Source organism: Acuticoccus sp., from assembly GCF_965213555.1.
Taxonomy (GTDB): Bacteria; Pseudomonadota; Alphaproteobacteria; order Rhizobiales; family Amorphaceae; genus Acuticoccus.
Genome location: NZ_OZ243890.1, coordinates 1,223,381 through 1,247,652, shown reverse-complemented (window position 1 = coordinate 1,247,652; position 24,272 = coordinate 1,223,381). Strand labels below are relative to the sequence as shown.

At 68.8% G+C, this 24,272-nt stretch carries 22 protein-coding genes; 17 read left to right on the top strand and 5 right to left on the bottom strand.

Features of this window, described 5'->3' with window-relative positions:
- The first annotated feature begins 9 nt into the window (after positions 1-9).
- From ACOOE8_RS06085 to ACOOE8_RS06070, 4 genes are all read left to right on the top strand, one after another.
- Positions 10-1,047, top strand: a complete 1,038-nt coding sequence (locus ACOOE8_RS06085) for a glycosyltransferase family 2 protein (protein WP_420393950.1) — start codon at positions 10-12, stop codon at positions 1,045-1,047.
- Between the two features lie 2 nt (positions 1,048-1,049).
- A complete protein-coding gene (locus ACOOE8_RS06080; protein ID WP_420393949.1) occupies positions 1,050-2,564 on the top strand; it encodes a class I SAM-dependent methyltransferase in 1,515 nt (504 codons plus the stop codon).
- Between the two features lie 96 nt (positions 2,565-2,660).
- The gene (locus ACOOE8_RS06075) at positions 2,661-3,884 is read left to right on the top strand and encodes a polysaccharide pyruvyl transferase family protein (protein ID WP_420393948.1); all 1,224 of its coding nucleotides are present in this window, start codon (positions 2,661-2,663) and stop codon (positions 3,882-3,884) included.
- 47 nt (positions 3,885-3,931) lie between these two features.
- On the top strand, positions 3,932-4,936 hold the full coding sequence (locus ACOOE8_RS06070; RefSeq protein WP_420394638.1) for an aldo/keto reductase: 1,005 nt from the start codon (positions 3,932-3,934) through the stop codon (positions 4,934-4,936).
- A gap of 49 nt (positions 4,937-4,985) precedes the next feature.
- On the opposite strand, the gene ACOOE8_RS06065 is transcribed toward ACOOE8_RS06070, so the two are convergent.
- The 3 genes from ACOOE8_RS06065 to ACOOE8_RS06055 form a co-directional block, all read right to left on the bottom strand.
- Complete coding sequence (locus tag ACOOE8_RS06065) at positions 4,986-6,269, bottom strand: TRAP transporter large permease (RefSeq protein ID WP_420393947.1); 1,284 nt, start codon at positions 6,267-6,269, stop codon at positions 4,986-4,988.
- The gene (locus ACOOE8_RS06060; RefSeq protein WP_420393946.1) at positions 6,266-6,808 is read right to left on the bottom strand and encodes a TRAP transporter small permease; all 543 of its coding nucleotides are present in this window, start codon (positions 6,806-6,808) and stop codon (positions 6,266-6,268) included. Before ACOOE8_RS06060 ends, ACOOE8_RS06065 begins: the two co-directional genes overlap by 4 nt.
- A gap of 119 nt (positions 6,809-6,927) precedes the next feature.
- Positions 6,928-7,926, bottom strand: a complete 999-nt coding sequence (locus ACOOE8_RS06055) for a TRAP transporter substrate-binding protein (RefSeq protein WP_420393945.1) — start codon at positions 7,924-7,926, stop codon at positions 6,928-6,930.
- Positions 7,927-8,265: 339 nt separating this feature from the next.
- Here ACOOE8_RS06055 and ACOOE8_RS06050 point away from each other — a divergent pair, with 339 nt between their 5' ends.
- The 9 genes from ACOOE8_RS06050 (at position 8,266) to bhcC (ending at position 19,348) form a co-directional block, all read left to right on the top strand.
- Complete coding sequence (locus tag ACOOE8_RS06050; protein WP_420393944.1) at positions 8,266-9,870, top strand: ABC transporter substrate-binding protein; 1,605 nt, start codon at positions 8,266-8,268, stop codon at positions 9,868-9,870.
- A 139-nt stretch (positions 9,871-10,009) separates the two neighbouring features.
- The gene (locus tag ACOOE8_RS06045) at positions 10,010-10,951 is read left to right on the top strand and encodes an ABC transporter permease (RefSeq protein WP_420393943.1); all 942 of its coding nucleotides are present in this window, start codon (positions 10,010-10,012) and stop codon (positions 10,949-10,951) included.
- A 68-nt stretch (positions 10,952-11,019) separates the two neighbouring features.
- Entirely contained in the window at positions 11,020-12,486 is a 1,467-nt protein-coding gene (locus tag ACOOE8_RS06040; RefSeq protein WP_420393942.1) for a M81 family metallopeptidase, read from the top strand.
- 28 nt (positions 12,487-12,514) lie between these two features.
- Positions 12,515-13,390 (top strand): ABC transporter permease, encoded by an 876-nt coding sequence (locus tag ACOOE8_RS06035; RefSeq protein ID WP_420393941.1) that lies wholly within the window; start codon positions 12,515-12,517, stop codon positions 13,388-13,390.
- Positions 13,387-14,382 carry an ABC transporter ATP-binding protein gene (locus ACOOE8_RS06030; RefSeq protein WP_420393940.1) on the top strand — a complete coding sequence of 332 codons (996 nt, stop codon included), beginning with the start codon at positions 13,387-13,389 and terminating at the stop codon, positions 14,380-14,382. The genes ACOOE8_RS06035 and ACOOE8_RS06030 overlap by 4 nt, the downstream gene beginning before the upstream one ends.
- 59 nt (positions 14,383-14,441) lie before the next feature.
- Positions 14,442-15,440: an ABC transporter ATP-binding protein gene (locus ACOOE8_RS06025; protein WP_420393939.1), complete on the top strand. Its 999-nt coding sequence runs from the start codon at positions 14,442-14,444 to the stop codon at positions 15,438-15,440.
- Positions 15,437-16,969 (top strand): amidase, encoded by a 1,533-nt coding sequence (locus ACOOE8_RS06020; RefSeq protein WP_420393938.1) that lies wholly within the window; start codon positions 15,437-15,439, stop codon positions 16,967-16,969. The genes ACOOE8_RS06025 and ACOOE8_RS06020 overlap by 4 nt, the downstream gene beginning before the upstream one ends.
- A 34-nt stretch (positions 16,970-17,003) precedes the next feature.
- A complete protein-coding gene (locus ACOOE8_RS06015) occupies positions 17,004-18,179 on the top strand; it encodes an amidohydrolase/deacetylase family metallohydrolase (RefSeq protein WP_420393937.1) in 1,176 nt (391 codons plus the stop codon).
- The gene (bhcC, locus tag ACOOE8_RS06010; RefSeq protein WP_420393936.1) at positions 18,176-19,348 is read left to right on the top strand and encodes a 3-hydroxy-D-aspartate aldolase BhcC; all 1,173 of its coding nucleotides are present in this window, start codon (positions 18,176-18,178) and stop codon (positions 19,346-19,348) included. Before ACOOE8_RS06015 ends, bhcC begins: the two co-directional genes overlap by 4 nt.
- Positions 19,349-19,594: 246 nt before the next feature.
- Here bhcC and ACOOE8_RS06005 read toward each other — a convergent pair whose 3' ends face one another.
- Positions 19,595-20,176, bottom strand: a complete 582-nt coding sequence (locus ACOOE8_RS06005; RefSeq protein WP_420393935.1) for a hypothetical protein — start codon at positions 20,174-20,176, stop codon at positions 19,595-19,597.
- Positions 20,177-20,380: 204 nt separating this feature from the next.
- Entirely contained in the window at positions 20,381-20,539 is a 159-nt protein-coding gene (locus tag ACOOE8_RS06000) for a hypothetical protein (RefSeq protein WP_420393934.1), read from the bottom strand.
- A gap of 177 nt (positions 20,540-20,716) precedes the next feature.
- Here ACOOE8_RS06000 and ACOOE8_RS05995 point away from each other — a divergent pair, with 177 nt between their 5' ends.
- From ACOOE8_RS05995 to ACOOE8_RS05980, 4 genes are all read left to right on the top strand, one after another.
- Positions 20,717-21,640, top strand: coding sequence for an IS1595 family transposase (locus tag ACOOE8_RS05995; protein ID WP_420393933.1), 924 nt, complete (start codon positions 20,717-20,719; stop codon positions 21,638-21,640).
- Positions 21,637-22,653, top strand: a complete 1,017-nt coding sequence (locus ACOOE8_RS05990) for a P63C domain-containing protein (protein WP_420393932.1) — start codon at positions 21,637-21,639, stop codon at positions 22,651-22,653. The genes ACOOE8_RS05995 and ACOOE8_RS05990 overlap by 4 nt, the downstream gene beginning before the upstream one ends.
- Before the next feature lie 72 nt (positions 22,654-22,725).
- Positions 22,726-23,148: a nitronate monooxygenase gene (locus tag ACOOE8_RS05985; protein ID WP_420393931.1), complete on the top strand. Its 423-nt coding sequence runs from the start codon at positions 22,726-22,728 to the stop codon at positions 23,146-23,148.
- A 17-nt stretch (positions 23,149-23,165) separates the two neighbouring features.
- Entirely contained in the window at positions 23,166-24,191 is a 1,026-nt protein-coding gene (locus ACOOE8_RS05980) for an NADP-dependent oxidoreductase (protein WP_420393930.1), read from the top strand.
- Positions 24,192-24,272 lie beyond the last annotated feature (81 nt).

Below are 24,272 nucleotides of genomic sequence, written 5' to 3'. Positions count from 1 at the left end.
CGGGGGTGCATGATGAAGTCCAGCGCGACGTCGCCGTCCCCGGTGCAGTGTGCCACCGTCGGTGTCGTCATCCCCACCTACAACCGTGCCCACCCAGTGTCCGGCGCCATCGAAAGCGTCCTTGCACAGACGGTGCCGGCGGCCGAGGTCGTCGTCGTCGACGACGGCTCCACGGACGGCACGGAGGGGATGGTGCGCGCGCGGTTCGGCGACGCCGTGCGGGTCCACCGGCAGCCCAACCGGGGCGTCGCAGCGGCACGCAACGCGGGGATCGCGCTCGTTCGCCAACCGCTGGTGGCGTTCCTCGACTCCGACGACGTGTGGGCCGCTGACAAGCTGGAGCGCCAGGTGCCCGTCATGAGGGACCCGTCGGTCGTCGCATCGCTGACCGACTGGCGCTGGTCCGGCAGCAAGGCCGGTCGCCTTGCCGCCGCAGGCGCGGTGCGATCCGACGTCCTGCGGCTCGACGACCCCATGGACCGCTTGGCCCAGCGGCGCGGTCAGGACAACCTCCTCGTCCAGACCGCGATCGTGCGTCGGGACGCGCTCCTCGCCGTGGGCGGCTTCGACGCGACGATGCGCATCACCGAGGACGTCGACCTCCTCGTCAAGCTCGCCGACCACGGCGCGTTGGCGATCCTCGGTGCCGTGCTCCTCGAGCGCCCGGACGACCGCTCCCCCTCCGCGTTGACGCAGACGAACGCGCCGGAGTGGCACATGGAGAACCTCGACAACCTCATGGCAACGTTCCGGCGCAGCCTTTCGCAGGAGCGCACCCGCCGCGACCCTCGTCGTCGCCGCCGCATCGAGGCCCGCGTCGCGCACCTCATGACGGATCGGTCCGTCTGGGCGACGGTGACCGGCGGCGACGGCCGCCGATGGCTGAGGAGCTCGCTCGGCGTCCGGCCGACGCTGCGCGCTGCGGCGCTCCTCGCCCTGTCGGCCGTGGCCCCGTCCGTGCTCGACGCGCGCGCGGCGCGGCTGCTTCGACGCAGGAGCGGCGCTGCGGCGGCCGCCGGCACCGCCATCACGGCTCGGTCGCAATGACGGTGCACGACGCCATCACGAGCGCGCAGCCAGCAGCCAGGGCGGACCTTGCGATCGAGCGCGCGACGGACGCCGCCCCGCTGACGGGCGGGCGCGCGCCGCGCATCCTCGTTGCCATCGCCAACTACGGGACCGGCAACCTTGCCCACGTGCAGCGGCTCATCGACACCTACCGCGCCTTCACGATGCCCGTCACCATCGTCGTCCTGTCGAACGTGCCCAAGGACTTCGGCCCCGATGTCGAGGTCCGCGTCGGGCTGCCCAGCGCGAACCCGTGGTCGCTGCCGTTTTCCCACCGCCCGCTGTTCGTCGAGCGGCAGGACGACTACGACCTCTTCATCTACAGCGAGGACGACACCGAGGTCCTCGAGGCGCATGTGCGCACCTTCCTCGACGCCACGGCGGTGCTACCACCCCACCTCGTCGCGGGCTTCCTACGCTACGAGGTGGCTCCGGACGGGCGCGCGTTCTACTCCACGATGCACGCCGCCTACCACTGGGACCCGACCTCAATCACGAAGGTCGGCGACGCGGTGTACGCGCACTACACCAACGATCACGCCGCCTGCTACATGCTCACGCGCGATCAGCTGCGCCGTTGCATCCAGTCTGGCGGCTATACGACGACGCCCCACGAGGGCCGCTACGACATGCTGGTCTCGGCGGCGACCGACCCCTACACGCGCTGCGGCCTGCGCAAGGTGATCGGCATCTGCGACATCGACGCATTCTGCCTCCACCACCTCGCCGACAAGTACCTCGGGCGCATCGGCATCGAGCGGGAGGAGGTCGACGCACAGGTCGCTCGCCTGTTGCAGCTCGCCGTCGGGGCGGACGTCACCCCAGGTTGGATCGAGCCGCGGACCACGTTCGACACCATACGGTTCGACAAGAACTACTCCGAGCCGGTGCGCGAGGAGCTTCTCGCGCTTGCGCCCGCGCCGCCGTCGAGCATCCTCTCCGTCGGCTGTGAGCGCGGCCTCAACGAGGCCCGCCTCGTCGCCGCCGGGCACGCGGTATCGGCGATCCCCCTCGATCCGGTCATCGCGACGGCCGCCGAGCGCCGCGGCGTGCGCATGCTGCCGGCCGACCTCGACGCCGCGCTCCGGGAGGCTGCGGCGAGTGACGGCTACCACGCCGTCCTCGTGAACAACGTGCTGTCCTACCTCGCCGACCCCGTGGGCCTCCTATACCGGCTACGGCCGCTGGTGCGGCAGGAAGGCAGCATCATCGTGTCGTTCGACAACGCGGGCTCCGTCGGGTTCGTGCGCCGCTTCCTACGGGTTGCCAAACGTGGCGACTTGGGGCGGGTCCGCCGCGGGTACGATGCCACGCGCTACCACTTCGTCAGCCCCTCGCGCGCTCGGCGCTGGCTCCGCAACGCCGGCTTCACGCCCGACGAAGCGCGCCTTGGGGTCCCCGCTCATCATCGCCGCCTCGTCCGGTTCTCGGCGGGCCTCGCCGAGCCCTGGCTCGCGCAAGGGGTGGCCATCCGTGGCAAACCGGCGGGCGGCTGAGGGAGGAGCTGCCCGACACGAGCCGTGGCGCCGCGAAGGCCTGGCCCGGGCAAGCTCGATGATGTTGGCTGGCGCTGTCGATCGAGGTAGATTCCAATGACGCTCCTCCCTGCGGACGGCTCGCCCCTCAGGGTCGGCCTCCTGTGGCACTCGCTCAACTCGGCGAACTACGGCGTCGGCGCGCTGACGATCGCGCACATCGCTCTGATCGACGCGGTCGGCGAGGAGCTCGGCGTCGAGGTGGACTACGAGGTCGTGGGCTGGGATGATCCGCTGCCAGCCTACGTCCAGCATCCGCGGCTCCGGCTGCGTCCGTTCACCAAGCGCTCGCTCGTCGCCGTGCGGGACGGGCTCTACGCGATGGCGCGTGGCTACGATGTGGTGTTCGACATCGGCGCCGGCGACAGCTTCACGGACCTTTACGGCGCCAAGCGCTTCGCCTTCCAGACGCTCTCGAAGGCCGCGGTCCTTGCCGCGGGGACGCCGCTCGTCCTCGCACCGCAGACGGTGGGGCCGTTCGATCGGCGTTGGTCGCGCGCGGCTGCTCGCAGGGTCATGCGGCGCTGCCACGCCGTCGTGACCCGTGACGACCTGTCCACGTCGTTCGTGCGCGAGCTCGACCCCGCGGTGCGGCTGATCGAGGCGACGGACGTCGCGTTCATGCTCCCCTGGCGCGCCGAGCCGCGCCCCGCCGGCCTTCCCAAGGTCGGGATCAACGTGTCGGGCCTGCTGTTCAACCACGGCGCGGGCGACAGCGGCTTCGGCCTCACCGTGGACTACCCGGCGCTCGTGCGCGCGCTCATCAGCCGCTTCGCCGCGCGCGGGGACTGCACGGTGCACCTGTTCAGCCACGTCGTCGTGCCGAAGTCGCTCGGCGCAGCGGTGGAGGACGATCACCGGGTCTGTGAGGCGCTGGGCTCGGAGTTCCCGGGCGTGGTGGTCGAGCCCGTCCACGGCTCGCCCGAAGCAGCCAAGTCGGCCATCGCAGGGATGGACTTCTTCTGCGGATCGCGCATGCACGCCTGCATCGCCGCCTTCTCCGCGGGCGTCCCGACGATCCCCATCGCCTACAGCCGAAAGTTCCTCGGCGTGTTCGGGACCGTCGGGTACCCCCACGTGGCGGACTGCAGGTGTGAGTCCGCGGACGCGATCGTCGAGCGGGTCGAGCGCGGCTTCACCAACCGCGACGGCCTCCGAGCGGAGGTCGTCAAGGCGCAGGAGGCGGCGCGAGCCCGCCTCGACGTCTACCGGGACGTCGTGCGCGCCGTCATGGGCGACGCGCTGGCTCGACGCGCCGCCGCGGCTGGCCGGACCGCCTAGGTCATGCACTTATGGTGCCGGAGCCTAGAGGATCGCCGATGACCACCATGCCCTTCGTCCCGCTCGGGCGCAGCGGCCTCGCCGTGTCGCGCCTGTGCCTCGGCGCCATGATGTTCGGCGGCCGGACCGACGAGGCGGACAGCGCCCGCATCACCGATCGGGCCCTCGAGGCGGGGGTGAACTTCATCGACACCGCGGATGCGTACAACGGGGGACGCTCGGAGGAGATCCTTGGGCGGATCCTCAAGGGTCGGCGCGACCGTGTCGTCCTCGCGAGCAAGCTCGGGAACCCCATCGGCGACGATCATAACCACCGCGGCCTGTCGCCGGCCTGGATGCTGCGCCAGGTCCCGCGGATCCTGGATCGCCTCGGGACCGACCGGCTCGACGTCCTCTACCTCCACAAGGAGGACCCCTCGACGCCCTTGGAGGAGACGGCACGCGGCCTCGCGATGCTCGTCCGCCAGGGCATGGTGCTCCACGTCGGCGTCTCGAACCACAAGGCTTGGCGGGTGGCGCAGCTCGTGCGGCACTGCGAGGAGGCCGGCATCGGCCGCCCCGTCGTCTGCCAGCCGCTCTACCACGCGCTCAACCGGACCATCGAGGTCGAGCTTCTCCCCGCGTGCGCGGACATGGGGCTCGCCGTCTTCCCTTACAGCCCCATCGCGCGCGGCGTGCTCACCGGCAAGTACGCGCCGGGGTCGGAGGCACCTGCTGGCAGCCGCGCCGGCAGCCGCGACAAGCGCATCATGGAGACGGAGTTCCAGCCCGAGACGCTCGCCGCGGCTGCCCGGCTCGCCGAGCACGCCGCTGCTCGTGGCTCGGACCTCGGCGCCCTCGCACTCGCGTTCGTGCTTGCGAACGAGCGCGTCGCGGGCACCGTCGTCGGACCGCGAACGATGGAGCAGCTCGAAGCCTACCTCGCCGCCCTTGCCGTCGAGTGGACCGCGGAGGACGAGGCGGCGTTCGCCGCCGTGGTGCCGCCCGGCTCGACGGCGGTTCGCCACTTCGTCGACCCGGCCTATCCGGTCGAGGGTCGGGCGGTACGATGACGCTGCGCTCCTGCGCGATCCGTTCGTCCCACCGGCGGCGGCAAGATGCTCAGCGCAGGAGCTGAACGACGCCCACCGAAACGGACGGCACGTAGGTGACGAGGAGGAGGGAGGCGATGGCGACGACGTAGAGCGGGCCCATGGACCGTGCGATCGTGAGGACGCCGACGCCCGAGATGCGGGAGGCCACGTAGAGCGTCGCGCCGACCGGCGGCGTGAAGAGCCCCACGGCGACGTTGCAAGTCATGATGACGCCAAGGTGCACCGGGTCGATGCCGTAGGCCATCGCGGTGGGCAGGAAGAGCGGGGCGGTCAACAGGATCGCCGGAACCGGATCGAGGACGAGCCCCAGGACGAGCAGCGTGACGTTCACGAACAGGAGGAACGTCCACGGGCTGGTGGAGACCGCCTGGACGGCGGCGACGAGGACCTGCGGCATCTGCTCGAGGGTGATCAGCCAGCCGAGCACCGTCGTCGCCCCGATGACGACCATGACGACGGCGCTCGTCACGAAGGCATCGATGATGAGGCGCGGCAGGTCGGCGAGGCGAAAGTCGCGGTAGACGACCACGGTGACGAAGAGGCCGTAGACGACCGCGAGCGAGGCTGCCTCCGTCGGCGTCACGAACCCGGAAAAGATCCCGCCGAGGATGAGGACCGGCATGAGGAGCGCGGGCAGCGAGGCGACGAAGGCGCGGCCGAGCTCGGTGGGCGACGTGCGCTCGCCGCCGGGATCGGCCCCCGAAGTCTTCCCGACGTAGTAGCACACGGCCATGAAGAAGAGCCCGAAGATCAGGCCCGGCACGATCCCGGCGATGAAGAGGTCCGCCACCGAGACCCCGCCGACGAAGCCGTAGATCAGCATGGGGATCGAGGGCGGGATGATGATGCCGATGGTCCCGGCCGCGGCGACGAGGCCCCCCGCGAAGGCCGGCGTGTAGCCGTGCTTCTTCATCGCTGGGATCATGACCGATCCGATCGCCGCCGAGTCGGCGATCGCCGAGCCCGAGATGCCGCCGAACAGCATCGACGCGCCGACGACCACCATGCCGAGGCCGCCCGGCAGGAAGCCGAGTGCCGCACGCGCGAACGCGATGATGCGCAGCCCCACCCCGCCGCGGCTCATGAGTTCGCCAGCCACGATGAAGAGCGGGACGGCGATGAAGTGGTTCGGCTCGACCCCGCCGATGAAGTTGAGGAACAGCGCCTGGAGCGGATGGCCGAGGTCGAACACGAGGATCGGCAGGACCGCCGTCATCAGGATGGCCCAGACGAGCGGGACGCCCAAGAACACGCTGACGAGGAAGACGACCGTGACGAAGAGGAGGATCATCCGACCCCTTCCCGGGTCTCCTCGTCCGCCGGGGTGAGGTCGCTTGCCGCCGCGCCGCGTGAGGTTGCGTCGATGATGGCGTTGGCGAGGTGGAATACGAGGCAGAGCGCCATGCCGACCGGCATGGAGAGGTAGCCGAGGCCGATGGGGTAGTAGAGCACCGTGCTCCGTTGCGCCCACGTCGCCAGGGCGATGTCGGCACCGTAGACGGTGAGCGCGAGGAGGAGCGCCGCAACCGCGACGTCGATGAGGAGCGCGAGGGGCCGCTGCAGAGCGGCAGGAACGAGCGCGGCCACGATCTCCGTCACCCGCATGTGGGCGCCGCGCGCCATCGCGCACGCCGCTCCGATGAAGGTCGCCCACAGCAGCATGAACCCGATCACCTCGAGCGACCAGGCGAGGTCGAAGCCCGCGAAGCCCCTCAGCGCCGCGTTGGCGAAGGTGAGGACGCAGATGCCGAGCCCGAGCACCGCAAGCACGACATCAAGAATCGTGCTGAGGGCGCGAAGCACGCGCGGGTAAGCGAGCCTGTGGTCCATCCGACCTTCGCGACGTGTGGGGGAGGACGCGGCAGCGGCGCACCCTCCGATGACGCCCGTTGCCGACCGCCCGACGGGCCCCGCGAGGAGGAGGCCCGGACGCCGTCAGCGCGGTGGCATCAGTTCGATGGCATCGCGTCGCGGATGGCTTGGACGTCCGCGAGGACCTTGTCGACGTCCTCGCCGTAGGCCTCCCGCGCCTTGGCGTAGACCTCCTCCGCAGCCTCGCGGAACGGCTCGACGTCGGGTGTTGCCACCGTCGCGCCCTTCGACGCCATCTCCTCGAGCTGGCGGTCGACCGCGGCGCGAACGGTTTCGCGGCTGAACTGCGCCGCCTCCTCCGCCGCGCGCTGGATGGCGTCCCGATCCTCCTCGGAAAGCTCCTGCCAAGTGGACTCGGCGATCGCCAGCGGGAGCGGGCTGTAGATGTGCCGCGTCAGCGTGATGTGGGGCGCCACCTCATAGAAGCGCAGCGAGTAGATCGTGTCGACCGGGTTCTCCTGGCCCCAGACCGTGCCCTGCTGGATGCCGAGGTAGACTTCCGGGATCGGCAGGATGACGGTCTGGAAGCCGAGCGCCTCCATGGTCCAGCGGATCATGTCGTTGGGGTAGACGCGGATCTTGTGGCCCTCGGCCTCCGCCGGGCTGGCAAGCTCGCCCTTCGTGGTGAAGGAGCGGAAGCCGGCCTCCCACGTCGCGAGGATGCGCATCCCCTTCTCGGGAAGCTTGGCGAACTCGCCCTGAAGCCACTCGGAGTTGTCGTAGAACTCCCAGCCCTGCTCGTAGGTGTCGACGAGGTACGGCATCGTCGTGATGTTAAGCGTCGGCAGGTGCGTGGCGTAGGTGCCCGTCGCGGTGACCGTGAAGTCGAGCCCGCCGAGCTGGAGCTGCTCGACCGCCTTCGGGTCGTTGGCGAGCTGGCCCGCCGGGTAGATGCGGACGGTGTGGCGGCCGTCGGTGTACTCCTCCACCTTCTGCGCGAACAGCTCAGCCGCGGCCTGCCGCGAGCCGCCGGGGTTGTCCGTGTGGCTGAACCGCAGCACGTCCGCCGTGGCCGGCGTCACGAAACCGGCGACCGCCAGCAGCGCGACGGGCGCAATCCTTCTCAACAACACCATCCGTCCCTCCATGCCACGGTGCCGCCCCTGCGCAGGGCAGCCTTGTTCGCCGTTCCCGCTTGTCTCCCGCACGGCAGGAGGCAAGCGCTGGCGACGTTGCGCCGGCACAGCGTCTGTGCCGGCGCAACGTTATGAGGGGCGGGCGGATGTTGTCCAGACCACGACGGCGTGCCCCCTGCCCTCCGCCACCGCGATGGGGTTGCTGGGACCCTCGGCCCCGCAGCCACCGCGGCGCGTGCCCCCGGGCCTGTCCGATGGTGCTGGAAATTTGCACTTGCGCAGTGCTGCACGGCGAATACGCTTCGCGGGTCGTTGCACAAATTTGTGAGAGGAGCCGAGGTGACGAAGATCCACTCGATCTTTATGTCGGTCCTGTGCTTGTCGTCCGGGTACTGGCTGGCCGCTCCGGCGGCGGCGCAGGGCGAGGACCCGTCCACGCTGCGTGCCACGATGCACGCCGACGTCAGGGTGCTCGATCCGCACTGGACCACGCAGACCATCGCCGGCATCCACGGGATGCTGATCTACGACACGTTGTTCGGCGTCGACGCGGACGGGGTGCCGCAGCCCCAGATGGTCGATGATTACGTCGTGAGCGACGACGGCCTCGTCCACACGTTCACCCTGCGCGACGGCTTGCGCTTCCACGATGGGTCGGACGTGACCACCGCCGACGTCATCGCCTCGCTCCAGCGCTGGGGCGCGGCGGACCAGGCTGGCCGCGCCATGTTCGCCTTCGTGGACAGCCTCGAGGCGCAGGACGACAAGACGTTCACCATGACGCTATCGGAGCCGTACGGCCTCGTCCCCGACACGCTCGGCAAGGCCGGCACGATGGTCCCGATCATCATGCGCGAGGAGGACGCCGCGACGCCGGGCGACCAGCAAGTCACCGAGGCGATCGGCTCGGGTCCCTTCAAGATGGTGAAGGAGGAGTGGGTCCCCGGCAGCGTCACCGTCTACGCGAAGAACGAGGACTACGTCCCGCGCGACGAGCCGCCGTCCGGGCTGGCCGGGGGCAAGGAGCCCAAGGTCGACCGCATCGAGCTCGTCTGGATCGAGGATTCGCAGACCAAGATGCAGGCGCTCACCGCCGGCGAGATCGACCTCCTGGAGCAGCCGGCCGTCGACTTCGTGCCGATCCTCGAAGCGACGCCCGACGTCGAGGTGATCCGCACCGGCGTCGTCGACAGCACGTGGGGGACGATCCGCATCAACCACCTGCATCCGCCGTTCGACAACCCTGAGATGCGTCGCGCGCTCTACCACCTCGTCAACCAGGAGGACTTCCTGCGCACGGTGGTCGGCGATCCGCAGTATTATCGGACCTGCTACAGCTACATCACCTGCGGCACCACCTACGAGGACACGACGAACGCTGAGACGATCTCGGACTACGATCCGAAGAAGGCGTACGAGATGATGAAGGCGGCCGGCTACAACGACGAGCCGATCACCGTGCTCGCCGCGACCGACCACCACACCATCACCCCCGCCGCCCAGGTGCTGCTCAACGCCATGCGCGAGGCCGGGCTCAACGTGAACGCCGTCTCCATCGACTGGGGGTCGGTGGTCGCGCGGCGGTCGAACCGCGAGAAGCCGGAGGACGGGGGCTGGAACATCTTCGTCACCACCTCGTCGGGCACCACGGCGCTCAACCCGGCGCTCAACACCTGGCTCGGGGCGAGCTGCGAGACCGCGAACGTCGGCTGGCCATGCGACGAGGAGCTCGAGTCCCTGCGCCAGGACTTCGCGTTCGCGCAGACCGAGGAGGAGCGCAAGGAGGTGGCGAAGTCCATCCAGCAGCGCGCGACCGAGGTCGTCCCCTACATCAGCTTCGGGCAGTGGACGCAGCCGCTGGCGTACCGCTCTGACCAGATCGACGGCATCGTCCCCGTCACGGGCCTGACCGTGTTGTGGAACATCGAGAAGGTGGACGACTGAGCCGGGCTCGTCGGGCCCGCGCCGTGACGCGCGGGTCCGGCAACCATCGCTCGCGGAACGTCCGGACGCCGTCGAAGCGTGGTGACGTTCCTGCGTCGCGCGGTGCTGCGGGCGCACCGACGGTGTCGAGGGGCCACGCATGACCGCCTACATCCTGCGACGACTGCTCAGCACCATCCCGGTGATGTCGGTCGTCGCGATCTTCGTGTTCATGCTCCTGCGCCTCGCGCCCGGCGATCCTGCGGCGCTCATCGCGGGCGACGACGCGACGCTCGCCGACATCGAGGCGATCCGCGGCCGGCTCGGCCTCGACCTGCCGATCTGGGAGCAGTTCGTGCTGTGGATCGGCGACGTCCTGTCGGGCGACCTCGGCGTGTCGATCTTCTCCAACCTGCCGGTGACGACGCTCATCGCCCAGCGCCTCGAGCCGACCTTGATGCTGATGACCGCGACGCTCCTCGTCGCGATCACCTTCGCGATCCCCATGGGGGTGATCGCGGCCTGGAAGGCCCGCACGATCGTGGACCGGGTCGTCATGGTGTTCTCGGTGTTCGGCTTCGCCGTGCCCGTGTTCCTCGCCGGCTACATGCTCATGTACGTCTTCTCCATCGAGCTGCGCTGGCTTCCCGTGCAAGGCTACAAGCCGCTGTCCGACGGGCTGTGGCCGAGCGTCAGAAGCCTCATCCTGCCCGCGGTCGCGCTCGGGATGACCTACATCGCGTTGCTCGCTCGCATCACGCGCGCCTCCATGCTGGAGGTGCTGTCGCAGGACTACATCCGCACCGCGAACGCCAAGGGGCTCGCCACCTCGCGCGTCCTCCTGCTCCACGCCCTGAAGAACGCCTCGATCCCCATCGTCACCGTGATCGGGATCGGGATCACGCTGCTCATCTCGGGCGTCGTCATCACCGAGACCGTGTTCAACATCCCAGGGCTCGGGCGGCTCACGGTGGATGCCGTCCTGAAGCGGGACTACCCCATCGTCCAGGGCCTCATCCTGGTGTTCGCGGCGACCAACGTCATGATCAACCTCCTGATCGACCTCTCCTATGCCTTCCTCGACCCCCGCATCCGCCACTGAGGCGCCCATGAGCCGTTCGCGAACCACCCCCGGCGGCACCGTCCGCCTCCTTGGCGAGGGCTGAGCCCGTGCGCATCTTCTCCGCCACGATCGGGACCGAGACGAACACGTTCTCGCCGCTGCCCACCAGCCTGCGCGCCTTCAAGGAGGGGGTCTGGCTGCGGCCGGGCGAGCACCCCGCGGACGCGCCGCGCATGTGCACGGCGCCGCTGTTCGTGGCGCGACGCCGCGCCGAGGCCGACGGGTTCACCTTGGTGGAGGGGAGCTGCTTCGCGGCGAGCCCGGCCGGGACCGTCAACCAGGCGGACTACGAGGCGATGCGCGACGAGGTGCTCGGCCAGCTGCGCGACGCGATGCCCGTCGACGCCGTCCTCCTCGGCCTTCACGGCGCGATGGTCGCGACCGGCGAGGACGACGTGGAGGGCGACATCGTCGAGCGGGCGCGCGAGATCGTCGGGCCGGACCGCGTCATCGGCGTCGAGCTCGACCCGCACTGCCACATGACGACGAAGCGCGTCGCGGCGGCCGACATCATCGTCTGCTACAAGGAGTTCCCGCACACCGACGTGGTCGAGCGCGCCGAGGAGCTTCTCGACCTCGTCCTGCGCACGGTGCGCGGCGAGGTCCGGCCGGTGATGTCGCTGTACGACTGCCGGCAGATCTCGAGCTACCCGACGCAGCTCCCGGTGATGCGGGCCTTCGTCGACAAGATGAAGGGCCTCGAGGGGAGGGACGGCATCCTCTCGGTGTCGGCGGTGCACTGCTTCCCCTACGCGGACGTGCCCGAGCTGTCAGGCCGCATCCTCGTCGTCGCGGACGGCGACAAGGCGAAGGCGGACAGCCTCGCGACCAGCCTCGGCGAGGAGTTCGTCGCCATGCGCGGGCGGACGATGCCGCAGTTCCTCAGCGTCGCCGACGCCATCCGCGAGGCGATGGCGAGCCCGAAGGGGCCCGTGGTCCTCGCCGAGCCCGCCGACAACGCCGGCGGCGGCGCGCCCAGCGACAACACCACGATCCTGCGCGCGCTCATCGAGGCGGACGCGGTCGCCGCCGTCGGGCCGATCTGGGACCCGATTGCCGTCGACCTGTGCTTCGACGCGGGGGAGGGGACGCGCTTCCCCCTGCGCTTCGGCGGCAAGATCGGGCCGCGCTCCGGCGTCCCCGTGGACGCGACGGTGGAGGTCACCGGCCTCAAGCGCGACTGCTGGCAGACCTTCGGTCCGACGAAGGTGCCGCTCGGCGACTGCGCCGCCGTGCGCATCGGCAACGTGAGCGCCGTCCTCATCGAGAGCCGCACGCAGGGCTTCCATCCTGAGCTCTTCTTGAACGTCGGCATCGACCCGATGGCGCAGCAGATCCTCGTCGTGAAGTCGACGAACCACTTCTCGGCAGCGTTCGCCCCCATCGCCGAGCGGATCATCTACGTGGAGACGGACGCGCCGCTCAGCCGGGACTACACGAAGGTCCCCTACACGAGGGTCGCCCGCCCGATCTGGCCGCTCGACGAGGCGACGACGCCAGGACTGATCCTGTGACCTTGCTGCGCCGCACGGGCTGCGAGCGATGAGCACGGTCGCAGCTGGCATCGAGGCGGTCCCTCCGCGGCGCAGGAGCCCGGCCTGGACCGCGGTCCGACGCAACCCGACCATCGCGGTCGGCGCCTCCATCCTCGGCGTCCTCGTCCTGATGGCGGTCTTCGCGCCGCTCATCGCGGGCGACCCGCTCGCCATGTCCCCCATCGACCGCCTGCGCCCGCCGTCCGCCGAGGTCTGGTTCGGCACCGACCAGTACGGGCGCGACGTCTACTCGCGCACGATCTATGGCGCGCGAGTCTCGCTCACCGTCGGCATCGTCGTCGCCCTCGCGGCCACCGCGATCGGCCTCGTCGTCGGCCTCGTCTGTGGCTACTTCCGTCCGGTGGACGCGGTCGTCATGCGGGTGATGGACGGCATCATGGCGATCCCGTCGATCCTGCTCGCCATCGCGCTCATCACGCTGACCCAGCCGGGCCTCAGGATCGTCATGGTCGCCATCGTGATCCCCGAGGTGCCGCGCATCGTGCGACTGGTCCGGTCCGTGGTGCTGTCGATCCGCGAGCAGCCCTACGTGGAGAGCGCCATCGCCGGCGGCACGAAGGGGCCGAGGCTCCTGTTCCGCCACATCCTGCCCAACACGATGGCGCCGATCATCGTGCAGGCGAGCTACGTGTGCGCGTCGGCGATGCTCGTGGAGGCCTCGCTCAGCTTCCTCGGCGCCGGCGTGCCGCCGGAGATCCCAAGCTGGGGCAACATCATCTCCCAGGGCCGCTCCTTCTTCCAGATCGCGCCGTGGAGCATCCTGATCCCAGGCGCCTTCCTCACCGTCACCATCCTCGCGGTGAACCTCCTCGGCGACGGGCTGCGCGACCGGCTCGACCCGCGTCTCGCGAGGCGGCTTTGAGCGTCCTGTCCGTCCGCGACCTCAGGACGTATTTCTTCACGCTCGACGGCGTGGTGCGCGCGGTGGACGGCCTCTCCTTCGACGTCGGCGTCGGCGAGACGCTCGCCGTGGTGGGCGAGTCGGGCTGCGGCAAGTCCGTGACGGCGCTGTCGGTGCTGCGGCTCATCCAGGCCGAGACGGGACGGATCGTGGCGGGGTCGATCCGCTTCGCCGGCCGCGAGCTGACGACCCTCAGCGAGGAGGAGATGCGTCAGATCCGCGGCAACGAGATCTCGATGATCTTTCAGGAGCCGATGACGAGCCTCAACCCCGTGCTCACCATCGGCACCCAGATCGCCGAGAACGTGATGCGTCACAGGGGCGGCTCGCGCGCCGACGCGATGGGGCGCGCGCGGGACATGCTGGAGCTCGTGGGCATCGCCGATCCCGAGCGTCGGTTGAGGGAATATCCGCACCAACTTTCCGGCGGAATGCGCCAACGAGTGATGATCGCCATCGCGCTGTCGTGCGACCCGAAGGTCCTCATCGCCGACGAGCCGACGACGGCGCTCGACGTGACGATCCAGGCGCAGATCCTCGACCTCATGCTCGAGCTCAAGACGAAGATCGACGCTGCCATCGTGATGATCACGCACGACCTCGGCGTCGTCGCCGAGACCGCGCAGCGCGTCGTCGTCATGTATGCCGGCAGGAAGGTGGAGGAGGCGCCGGTCGAAGAGCTGTTCGAGAACCCGTCGCACCCCTACACGCGAGGGTTGATGAACGCGATCCCTCGGCTGGACCTCGATGCCGAGGCGTCCAACCGGCGCGTGCGGCTCGAGGAGATCCCGGGCATGGTGCCGGTCCTCATCGAGCCGATCCAGGGCTGTCCGTTCGCGCCGCGCTGCACCTTCGCGGTCGAGCGCTGCCGCCACGAGCATCCACCGTTCTTCGAGCCCGCCCCAGGCCACCTCTCGGCCTGCTGGGAGGTCGACCGGGTGAGGGCGGCGTGAGCGATGCCGCGGCCTTGGAGGCCCGATCGCCGGCCGGCAGCGTGACCGGCCGAACGGACGTGCCCCGACTCGAGGTGGACGGCCTCGTCAAGCACTTCCCGATCCTGGGCGGCGTCCTGCGCCGCGAGGTGGGGGCGGTGCGCGCGGTGGACGGCGTGTCGTTCGCGATCGGGCGCGGCGAGACGCTCGGCGTCGTCGGCGAGTCGGGGTGCGGCAAGTCCACCGTCGGCAAGACGGTCCTCAAGCTCATCGAGCCCACCGCGGGCACCATCCGCCTCGCGGGCGTCGACGTGACGTCCCTGTCGCGCGGCGCGATGTGGCCGCACCGGCGTCGCATCCAGACGATCTTCCAGGACCCCTACTCCTCGATGAACCCGCGCCTCACCGCGGGGTCCATCGTGGGTGAGCCGTTGTCGAACTTCGGCATCGCGTCGGGTTCGGAGCGAACGGACAGGGTCGCGGCGCTGTTCCGGCGGGTCGGCCTCAGGCCGGAGACCATGACGCGCTTCACGCATGAGTTCTCCGGCGGGCAGCGCCAGCGGCTCGGCATCGCGAAGGCGCTCAGCGTCAACCCCGACGTGATCGTCGCCGACGAGCCGGTCTCGGCGCTCGACGTGTCGGTGCAGGCGCAGGTCCTGAACCTCCTCATCGACCTGCAGGACGAGCACCAGCTCGCGTACCTCTTCATCAGCCACGACCTTGCCGTGATGCGGCACATCAGCCACCGCATCGCGGTGATGTACCTCGGCCGCATCGTCGAGATCACCGACAAGGCGCGACTGTTCGCTACGCCGCTCCACCCCTATACGGAGGCGCTGCTCGCCGCCGCGCCGGTCCCCGATCCCAGGCGCAAGCGCGAACGGCTGGTCATTCAGGGCGACGTCCCGAGCCCCGCCAAGCCGCCGCCGGGCTGCCACTTCCACACGCGCTGCCCGTTCGCCATCCCGGAGTGCCGCACCATCGACCCGCCGCTCCTGGAGGTCGCCGCCGGCCACCACGTCGCCTGCATCCGCCGCCCCGTCGGCGCAGACCCCGTCCCGCTGGAGAGAACGCGATGAGCGAGACCCGCGAAGACCTCGCCCCGGCTTCCGCAGGGACGTCCCTGCCGGAGCTCTCGGCCGTCGAGCTGCGCCGGCTGATCGGGGCGAGGGAGGTCTCTCCGGTCGAGCTGCTGGAGGCCTGCATCGAGCGCATCGAGGCGCTCAATCCTGCGGTGAACGCCATCGCCGCGAAGGGGTACCGCCGCGCCCGAGAGGAGGCTCGGGCCGCCGAGGCGGCCGTCCTCGCCGGCGATCCGCTGGGACCGCTGCACGGGCTTCCCCTGGGGATCAAGGACCTCGAGGCGACCGAGGGGCTCCTCACGACCCACGGTTCGCCGATCCACAAGGGCAACGTGCCTGCGGCGGACTCCGCCATGGTCGCGCTCGTCCGCCGCGCCGGCGGCATCGTGACCGCGAAGACCAACGTGCCGGAGTTCGGCGCCGGGGCGAACTCGCGCAACCCGGTGTGGGGCGCAACCGGCAACCCGTTCGATCCGAGTTTGAACGCCGGTGGCTCGTCCGGCGGGTCCGCGGCAGCGCTCGCGACCGACATGCTGCCCGTCTGCACCGGCTCGGACACCGGCGGCTCCTTGCGGACGCCCGCGGCGCTGTGCGGCATCGTCGGGTTCCGACCCTCGCCGGGCCTCGTGCCCATGGCCGAGCGAGGGCTCGGCTGGACGCCGATCTCGGTCGTCGGGCCCATGGGCCGCGACGTCGCCGACACGCGCCTGCTGTTCGCCTGCCAGGTCGGGTTCGACGCCCGCGATCCCCTCTCCCATGACGTCGACGTGGCCCGCTTGGCGGCGGCACGGCCGGTCGACCTCGGCACCCTCAGGGTGGCGTGGACCACCGACTTCGGCCAGTGCCCCGTGGACGGGCCGATCCGCGACCTTATGCGCGAGAACGTCGGCCGGATGCGCCACCTGTTCGCCTCCTGCGACGAGCTCGACTTCGACTTCGGCAGGGCGGACGACGTCTTCGACGCGATCCGCGCACTCAACTTCGTCGCCAAGCACAAGGCGACCTACGATGAGGACCCGGGCCTCCTCGGCCCCAACGTGCGCACGAACTACGAGATGGGGGCGAAGATGTCCCTCGCTGACGCCGCATGGGCGCACGCCGAGCAGACGGCGCTGTTCCGCCGCTTCCAGGCGCTGTTCCGCGACGTCGACCTCATCCTCAGCCCGACGACGCCCGTCTCGCCGTTCCCGTGGACGCAGCTCTACCTCGAGGAGCTCAACGGCGCGCCGCTGCGCAACTACTACCACTGGCTGAACCTTTGCTACTTCATCACCTTGACGACGAACCCCGCCATCGTCCTGCCCTGCGGGACGGACACCAAGGGACTGCCGTTCGGGCTGCAGGTGGTCGGCGCCTTCCGCGGCGATGCCGCGCTGCTCGACGCCGCCGCCGCGCTCGAAGCGGCGTTCGGCAGCATCGACGGCCTTCGCCGGCCACGGCCGGACCTGTCGCGGCTGCGCGCGGCGCGGCCCGACCTCACGTCCATCGTGACCGATCCGCCCCGACCAGAGCTTGCCCTCAACTGACGCACCGGAACGGCATCGAACAGGGAGCGACGCCATGGCCTACGACCTCGTCCTGACGGGAGGGCGCGTCATCGACCCCTCCCAGGGCCTCGACGCAGTGACGAACGTCGCCTTCGAGGGCGGCCGCGTCGCCGCGGTGGGACGCGACGCCGACACGGCCGGCGCCGCCGACGTCCGCGACGTCTCGGGGCACATCGTGACCCCGGGGCTCATCGACCTGCACACCCACGTCTACTGGGGCGGCACCTCCCTCGGCATCGACGCCGAGGCGTTCTGCCGGACGAGCGGCGTGACGACGGCGGTCGACACCGGCAGCGCCGGTCCCGGCAACTTCATGGGCTTCCGCCGCCACGTCATCGAGCGGTCCGAGGTCCGCATCCTCGCCTACCTCCACGTCTCCTACGCCGGGATCTACGCGTTCGGTCGCAACGTCATGGTCGGCGAGAGCGAGGAGATGCGCATGATGGCGCCCCTCGACGCGGTGGAGGTCGCCGAGGCGAACCGCGACCTCATCGTCGGCATCAAGGTCCGCGTCGGTCGGCACGCCTCCGGCACCTCCGGGATCGCGCCGCTCGACGCCGCCCTGCAGGTGGCCGACGCCGTCGGACTGCCGCTGATGGCGCACATCGACCACCCGCCGCCGAGCTACGACGAGGTCGTGGAGCGGCTGCGCCCGGGCGACGTCCTCACCCACTGCTTCCGCCCGTTCCCCAACACGCCGCTCGACGGCCGCGGCAGGATTAAGGACTGCGTGCTGAGGGCGCGCGAGCGAGGCGTCGTCTTCGACATCGGGCATGGGAAGGGCTCCTTCGCCTACGCCACCGCCCGCGGCATGCTGGAGCAGGGCTTCGAGCCGGACGTGATCTCCTCCGACGTCCACACCCTATGCATCGACGGCCCCGCCTTCGACCAGGTGACGACGCTGTCGAAGTTCCTCTGCCTCGGGATGCCCCTCGACCGGGTGATCGCCGCCTCAACCGTCAATGCGGCGAAGGCGTTGCAGCGCGAGGAGCTCGGCTCCCTCAAGCCCGGCAGCGTCGGCGACGCCACCATCCTCAGCGTCGAGGACGGCGCGTTCGACTACGTGGACGTGAAGGGCGTCCACATGACCGGCGACAAGCGCATCGTGTCCGAGGGCGTCGTCCTCGCAGGGCGCTGGTGGCACCCGCAGGAGGCCGGCGCCTTCCGCGCGAAGGACGCCGCGGCATGACGGCCCTGCCGACGCCCGCCGACCTCGCCGGCCTCGAGGTCGGCTACGACGTGCCCGCGCTTCCGGGGATGGACGAGGCCGAGATCCAGACCCCGTGCCTCGTGCTCGACCTCGACGCGCTGGAGCGCAACATCCGCAAGATGGGCGACTACGCCCGCGCCCACGGGATGCTCCACCGCGTGCACGGCAAGATGCACAAGTCGGTGGACGTCGCCAAGCTGCAGCAGCGGCTCGGCGGCGCGGTGGGCGTGTGCTGCCAGAAGGTGTCGGAGGCGGAGGCCTTCGTCCGCGGTGGGATCGACGACGTCCTCATCTCCAACCAGGTCCGCGACCCGGGCAAGATCGACCGCCTGGCGCGGCTGCCGCGATCGGGGGCGCGCATCCTCGTCTGCGTCGACGACGTTACGAACGTCGCCGAGCTCTCGCAGGCCGCCGTGCGGCACGGCACCCAGCTCGAGTGCCTGATCGAGGTCGACTGCGGCGCCGGCCGCTGCGGTGTGACCGGAGCGGACGCGGTCCTCGCCATCGCAAGGGCCATCGACGCCGCCCCGGGCCTCGTGTTCACCGGCCTCCAAGCCTACCAGGGTGCGATGCAGCACCTCGAGGCGTACGAGGCACGGCGCGAGAAGCTCGATGCCGCGGTCGCCATCGTCAAGGAGGCGGTGACCGCCCTGGAGTCCGCGGGGTTGGCGCCCGAGCTCGTCACCGGCGGCGGGACGGGGTCGTACCGCTTCGAGAGCGCGTCGGGCGTCTACAACGAGCTGCAGTGCGGCTCCTACGCCTTCATGGATGCCGACTACGGCCGCATCCTCGACGAGCACGGCGTCCGGATCGACCGTAGCGAGTGGGAGAACGCGCTGTTCATCCTCACCAGCATCATGAGCCACGTGAAGCCGGACGTCGCCGTCTGCGATGCCGGGCTGAAGGCGCAGTCGGTGGACAGCGGACTACCGGTGATCCACGGGCGCGATGACGTCACCTACGTGAAGTGCTCGGACGAACACGGCGTGATCGCCGATCCGCAGGGGCTGCTGAAGGTGAACGACAAGCTGCGTCTCGTTCCCGGACATTGCGACCCGACCTGCAACGTCCACGACTGGTACGTCGGCGTGCGCAACGGCAAGGTCGAGGCGCTGTGGCCCGTGTCGGCCCGCGGCAAGGCGTACTGACTGCCGGACCCCCAAGGGGCAAGCCGGCTCGGCAGTCCTTGCCCGGTCCCACGACACCCACGAAGGTTCGATCGCCGACGTGCTAGGTCTGTTGCGGTCGAGCAGCGGGGTTCAATGCTGTGACCTCCGCCTTCGGAGGGTTAGCGGTGCCCTGCTTGCGTCGCCTTCCCATAGAGCGCTGCGTTAGAGCGGTTTGGGGTTAGGTGGAACCACCTAACCCCAAGAAGACCGCTCATAATCAAGGAGCTAGAGCAGGAGCTGCCGGTAATCGTGTTTCGATGCCAGCCGAGGGTTGGTCGCGTGCGTATGGTCTCGCACCGCCTGTTCAGCAATGGCAGGGTCGGTTTCCGCCGGGACACCCATGGCCGAAAAGCCTGCTGGCACGCCGAGGTCGTGGGCAAGCGCGCGCCTGTAGGCGGCTGGATCAGCAGCATCATCCCCGCACAGGATCCCCGCGAGCTGCTCCCATTTGTTGCCGATTGCGTCCCGATTGAAGCGGAGCACGTGCGGCAGCAGCACTGCGATGAGCGTGCCGTGGTGAAGGTTCGGCTCTTCGAGGGCGCCGAGCGGGTGCGAGAGGGCGTGGACGGCGCCCAGCCCCTTCTGGAAGGCTAGGCCGCCGCACAGCGCCGCCCACATCCTATCGGTGCGCGCAGCGAGGTCGTCCGGTCGGGCGCCGACTTTGCGTTTGCTCCCAAGCGCATTCTCGAGGCCAGCGACGGCAATGCCTTCAGCGGGCAGGTTGGACCGGTTGGAGCAGAAGGTCTCAACGCAGTGGGCAATCGTGTCGAACCCCGTCCCGACCGTGAGCGGCCGTGGGAGGCTCACCGTCAGTTCCGGATCGCAAAGCGCAATGTCAGGAACTAGTGCTGCCGCGCCGACGCCAACCTTTCGGCCGTCGTCGAGCCTTATGAGCTCGCCTCGGCTTACCTCGCTGCCCGTACCGGCGGTCGTCGGGACCTTGATGAAAGACTAGCCATTGATGCACGACAGTGCTGCAATCGTCGTCAAGGTATGAACCGTCAGGCCAGATCACCTTACGAACTGCTTGATGAAGTCCGCACCGAGCCCGACCTTGCGAAAGTGCGCGTCGCATTGGGTGATTTTCGCGTGGACATCCTGCATGCCAGTCGGGTTGCCGTCGTCATCGATCGAGATGAGAGCCGTCGCGTTGTGGAAGAAGGTGATCATCTCATCCGCCTCGTCCGTCATCGCGAGAGAGTGGATCTCGCCCGGCGGCTCGAAGACGAAGTGTCCTTCACGCGCGATCCAGTCATGCTCAAGATTGGGGACCTATATACGTCTGTGACCCAAACCGCTTGACTTGGGTCACGCTTCCGCCTAAACGAGATCCAACAGCGAGAAGGCGTGGATCCGGTGCAGAAGCAGTTCAACACCCTCATTCAGATGATGACGGCGTTTCCGGACGAGCAGTCCGCCGTCGATCACTTCACCGCCATCCGCTGGAAAGGCGGCGCGTTCTGCCCCCATTGCGGATCTACGCGGGTCTATCACTTCGCTGATCGCCGGAACCACAAGTGCGGCGACTGCCGCAAGCGCTTCTCCATCAAGGTAGGGACGATCTTCGAGGACTCCAAGATCCCGCTGCGGACATGGATGCTCGCGATCTGGATGATCACTTCGCACAAGAAGGGCATCGCCAGCACCCAACTGGCCAAGGATCTAGGCGTGACCCAAAAGACGGCGTGGTTCATGACCCAGCGCCTCCGCCACGCCCTCCGCACCAAGTCCTTCAACCGCCCGCTGGATGGTCAGGTCGAAGTCGACGAAACCTTCGTGGGCGGCAAAGAAGCCAACAAGCACGAGGCGAAGCGCCTCCATCGCGGTCGCGGCGGGGTCGGCAAAGCCGTCGTGATGGGCATGATCGAGCGTGGCGGCGAACTGCGGGCTGGCGTAGTGGAAAACACCAAGTCGCATACGCTGCAAGGCCTTGTCCGCTCGCACGTCGCGCCCGGATCCAACGTTTACACCGACGAAGCCGCCGCTTATCGCGGCCTCCAAGGCACCTACAGCCACCACACCGTGAACCACGGCGCGGGCCAGTATGTGCAGCACTTCCACAATCACACGAACTCGATTGAGAGCGTCTGGGCTTTGCTCAATCGCCAGATCATCGGGATCCACCATTGGGTGTCGCCGAAGCACCTGGACCGCTACGTCGGCGAGATGACTTGGCGCTTCAACGCCCGCTCTATGGGCGAAGGCGAGCGCTTCAACGCCCTCATCGAACAGGCCGCTGGCCGCCTCACCTACAAGGAACTGATCGCGTGACCGACCCGAAGAAAGAGCGACCGCTGGCCATCGACATTCCGTTCGATGACGCCTTGGAGCGGTTCATCAACACCGACCCCAAGGAGATTGAAGACGTAACCGACGACGAACAGACCCCGGAAGGGGAGATCGAACTGCCGAAGGCCACCCACCAGGGTCAAATGGCCATTGGGGATCTGCTGCTGGATTGCTACGTACTGGAGGATGGCCGGCGCGTCTTTCACAAGCGCGGCATGGCCCGCGCCCTCGGACTCAAGTCGGAGGGCGGCAACGCCTTTATGAAGACGATGCAGGGCAAGGGGCTTGGATCCGGCCTCCCCGCCAAACTGCAAGAAAATATCAATAACCCTATCAATTTCAAGCCGCTGACACAGGATCTTGCCCACGGCTACGAGGCCGACGTGCTGGCGGAGGTGGCGAAAGCCATCGCCAATGCCGACCGGGATGGGAAACTGAGCAAACAGCAACACCGGCTGGCGGTTCAGGCGCAGATCCTGCTGAGCGCCTTTGCGAAGATCGGCGTCGTTGCCCTCATCGACGAGGCGACCGGCTACCAGCAGATCCGCGACCCGAAGGCCCTCCGGATCCTCGTTCAGCAATATATCGAGGACGAGAAGCGCGAGTGGGAGAAGCAGTTCCCGGACTCCTACTACGACGATTTGAACCGGATCTACGGCAGCAAGAGCCTGACCCAGCGGAGCAACGGCGTTGTCGTCCAGAACCGGCCCCAGCACTTCGGTAACTTCACCCGCACCTACGTCTACCATCCGCTGGAAAACGGGGCGGTTCTGGAGGAACTCGACCGCATCAACCCGAAGATCAACAGCAAGGGCAGCCGCCGCGCGCGCTTCCACCAGCATCTGACGGAAGGCTACGGGATCGAGAAGCTGAAACGGCAGGTGCAGGAAGTGCAAACTTTGATGGCAGTATCCGACACGGTCACCCAGTTCAAGAAGCTGTTCCAGAAGCGCTTCCCGCAGAAGGGCGATCAGGGCGATTTGCTGGGCGAGTGAGACCTCAAGCCGGGTCCGTTAGCGCGGATTCGGCTTTCGCTTGGGTCACACAGCTATATAGGCCCCCTTGCGATGGGGGCGGACGCCACCGTCATCGACACGCGCTTCGTGGTCGCCGAGGAGATCTGGGGGCACCGGGCTTGCAAGGAGCGCGTCGTCGCCGGCGACGGCGCCGACAGCCGCGTCGTAATGCAGACCTTCCGCGGTCATCACAGGGTGCTCGACAACGAGGCGGCGCGAGCCGTCGCGGCCCTCGAGGCGGACCGGGTCGAAGAGTTCGAACGCTATCGCGAGCACGTCGGCGGCGACAAGGTGCGCGAGGCCTACGCAACCGGCAACACAGAGATCGGCATGATCGACTATGGCCAGGCCGCCGTGTTCGCCGACCGCATCGAGCCGGTCGATGCGATCGTCGACCGGCTCGTCGACGACGCCGTGGCAGCGTTTGCCAGGCTCGACCGGCTTGCTGCGATCCCCACGGCGGTTGCGAGCTGAACTATGGGGACAAGCCCATGAATGGCACTCAGAGCGCCATCGTAGTCGAGCGGTGGACCGACACGGTGGCATCGGAAGAGAACTTCGTCGAGGCGCAGGTGCCGGTGCGGACCCCCGAGCCCGGGGAGTTCCTCGTTCGCGTCGCCTATCTTTCGATGGACCCGTCGATGCGCAGCTACGTCCACACCGTGGCGAGCTTTTGGCCGCAGGTGCCGCCAGGCGACGTCATGGCAGGACCCGGACTCGGCCAGGTGGTCGAGTCACGCGCGGTCGGGTTTTTGCCAGGCGAGTACGTCTACGGTCCTCTGGGATGGCGCGAGTACGCGACGATCCCAGCGACGTCGGTTCAGTTCCGCCCCGACCCCGCGGTCGCCCCCTTGCGAGCTTTCATGGGCGTGCTCGGCACGACGGGCGTGACGGCTTGGTGCGGGATCGAGCACATCGCTGACGCCGGGGCAGGAGAGACGGTCCTGGTGACGACGGCGGCCGGTGCGGTGGGCAGCGTCGCGGTCCGCCTTGCAAAGCTGCGCGGTGCACGGGTCGTCGGTGTCACGGGAACGGATGAGAAGGCCGCCTACCTGATGGAGGAGCTCGGCGCGGATGCTGCCATCAACTACCGCGCCGGTGATCTCGGTGGCGCCCTCGCCGAGGCGGCGCCAGGTGGGATCGATGTCTTTTTCGACAACGTCGGCGGCGCTCAGCTCGACGCTGGCCTCAGGGCGATGAACCGGCACGGGCGAATCGTGGTTTGTGGCACGATTTCACAGCCCAACGTTGTGACGCCGTCGGACGGGCCGCGGGTCGAACGCGCTATCCTCGTCAAGCAGCTCCGCCTTCAGGGGCTGTTGGTCAGCAACTACCTGCATCTTCACGACCGCGCACGCCGCGCGCTGGCGCACCGGCTCACCGCCGGCGAACTCCCCGTCCGCGACGATGTCCTTGACGGGCTTTCAATGGCGCCGCGCGGCCTTGCCCGCGTCCTAACCGGCGAGAACGTCGGCAAGCAGTCCGTGCGTGTTTGGGACCCAGCGAACGGTCCTTGATGTGACACCGCTGCCCGCGCGACTGCGTCCAGCAGACGGAACATTTTCCGAGGCGCTATTGTCGATCCCACCTACAGATGA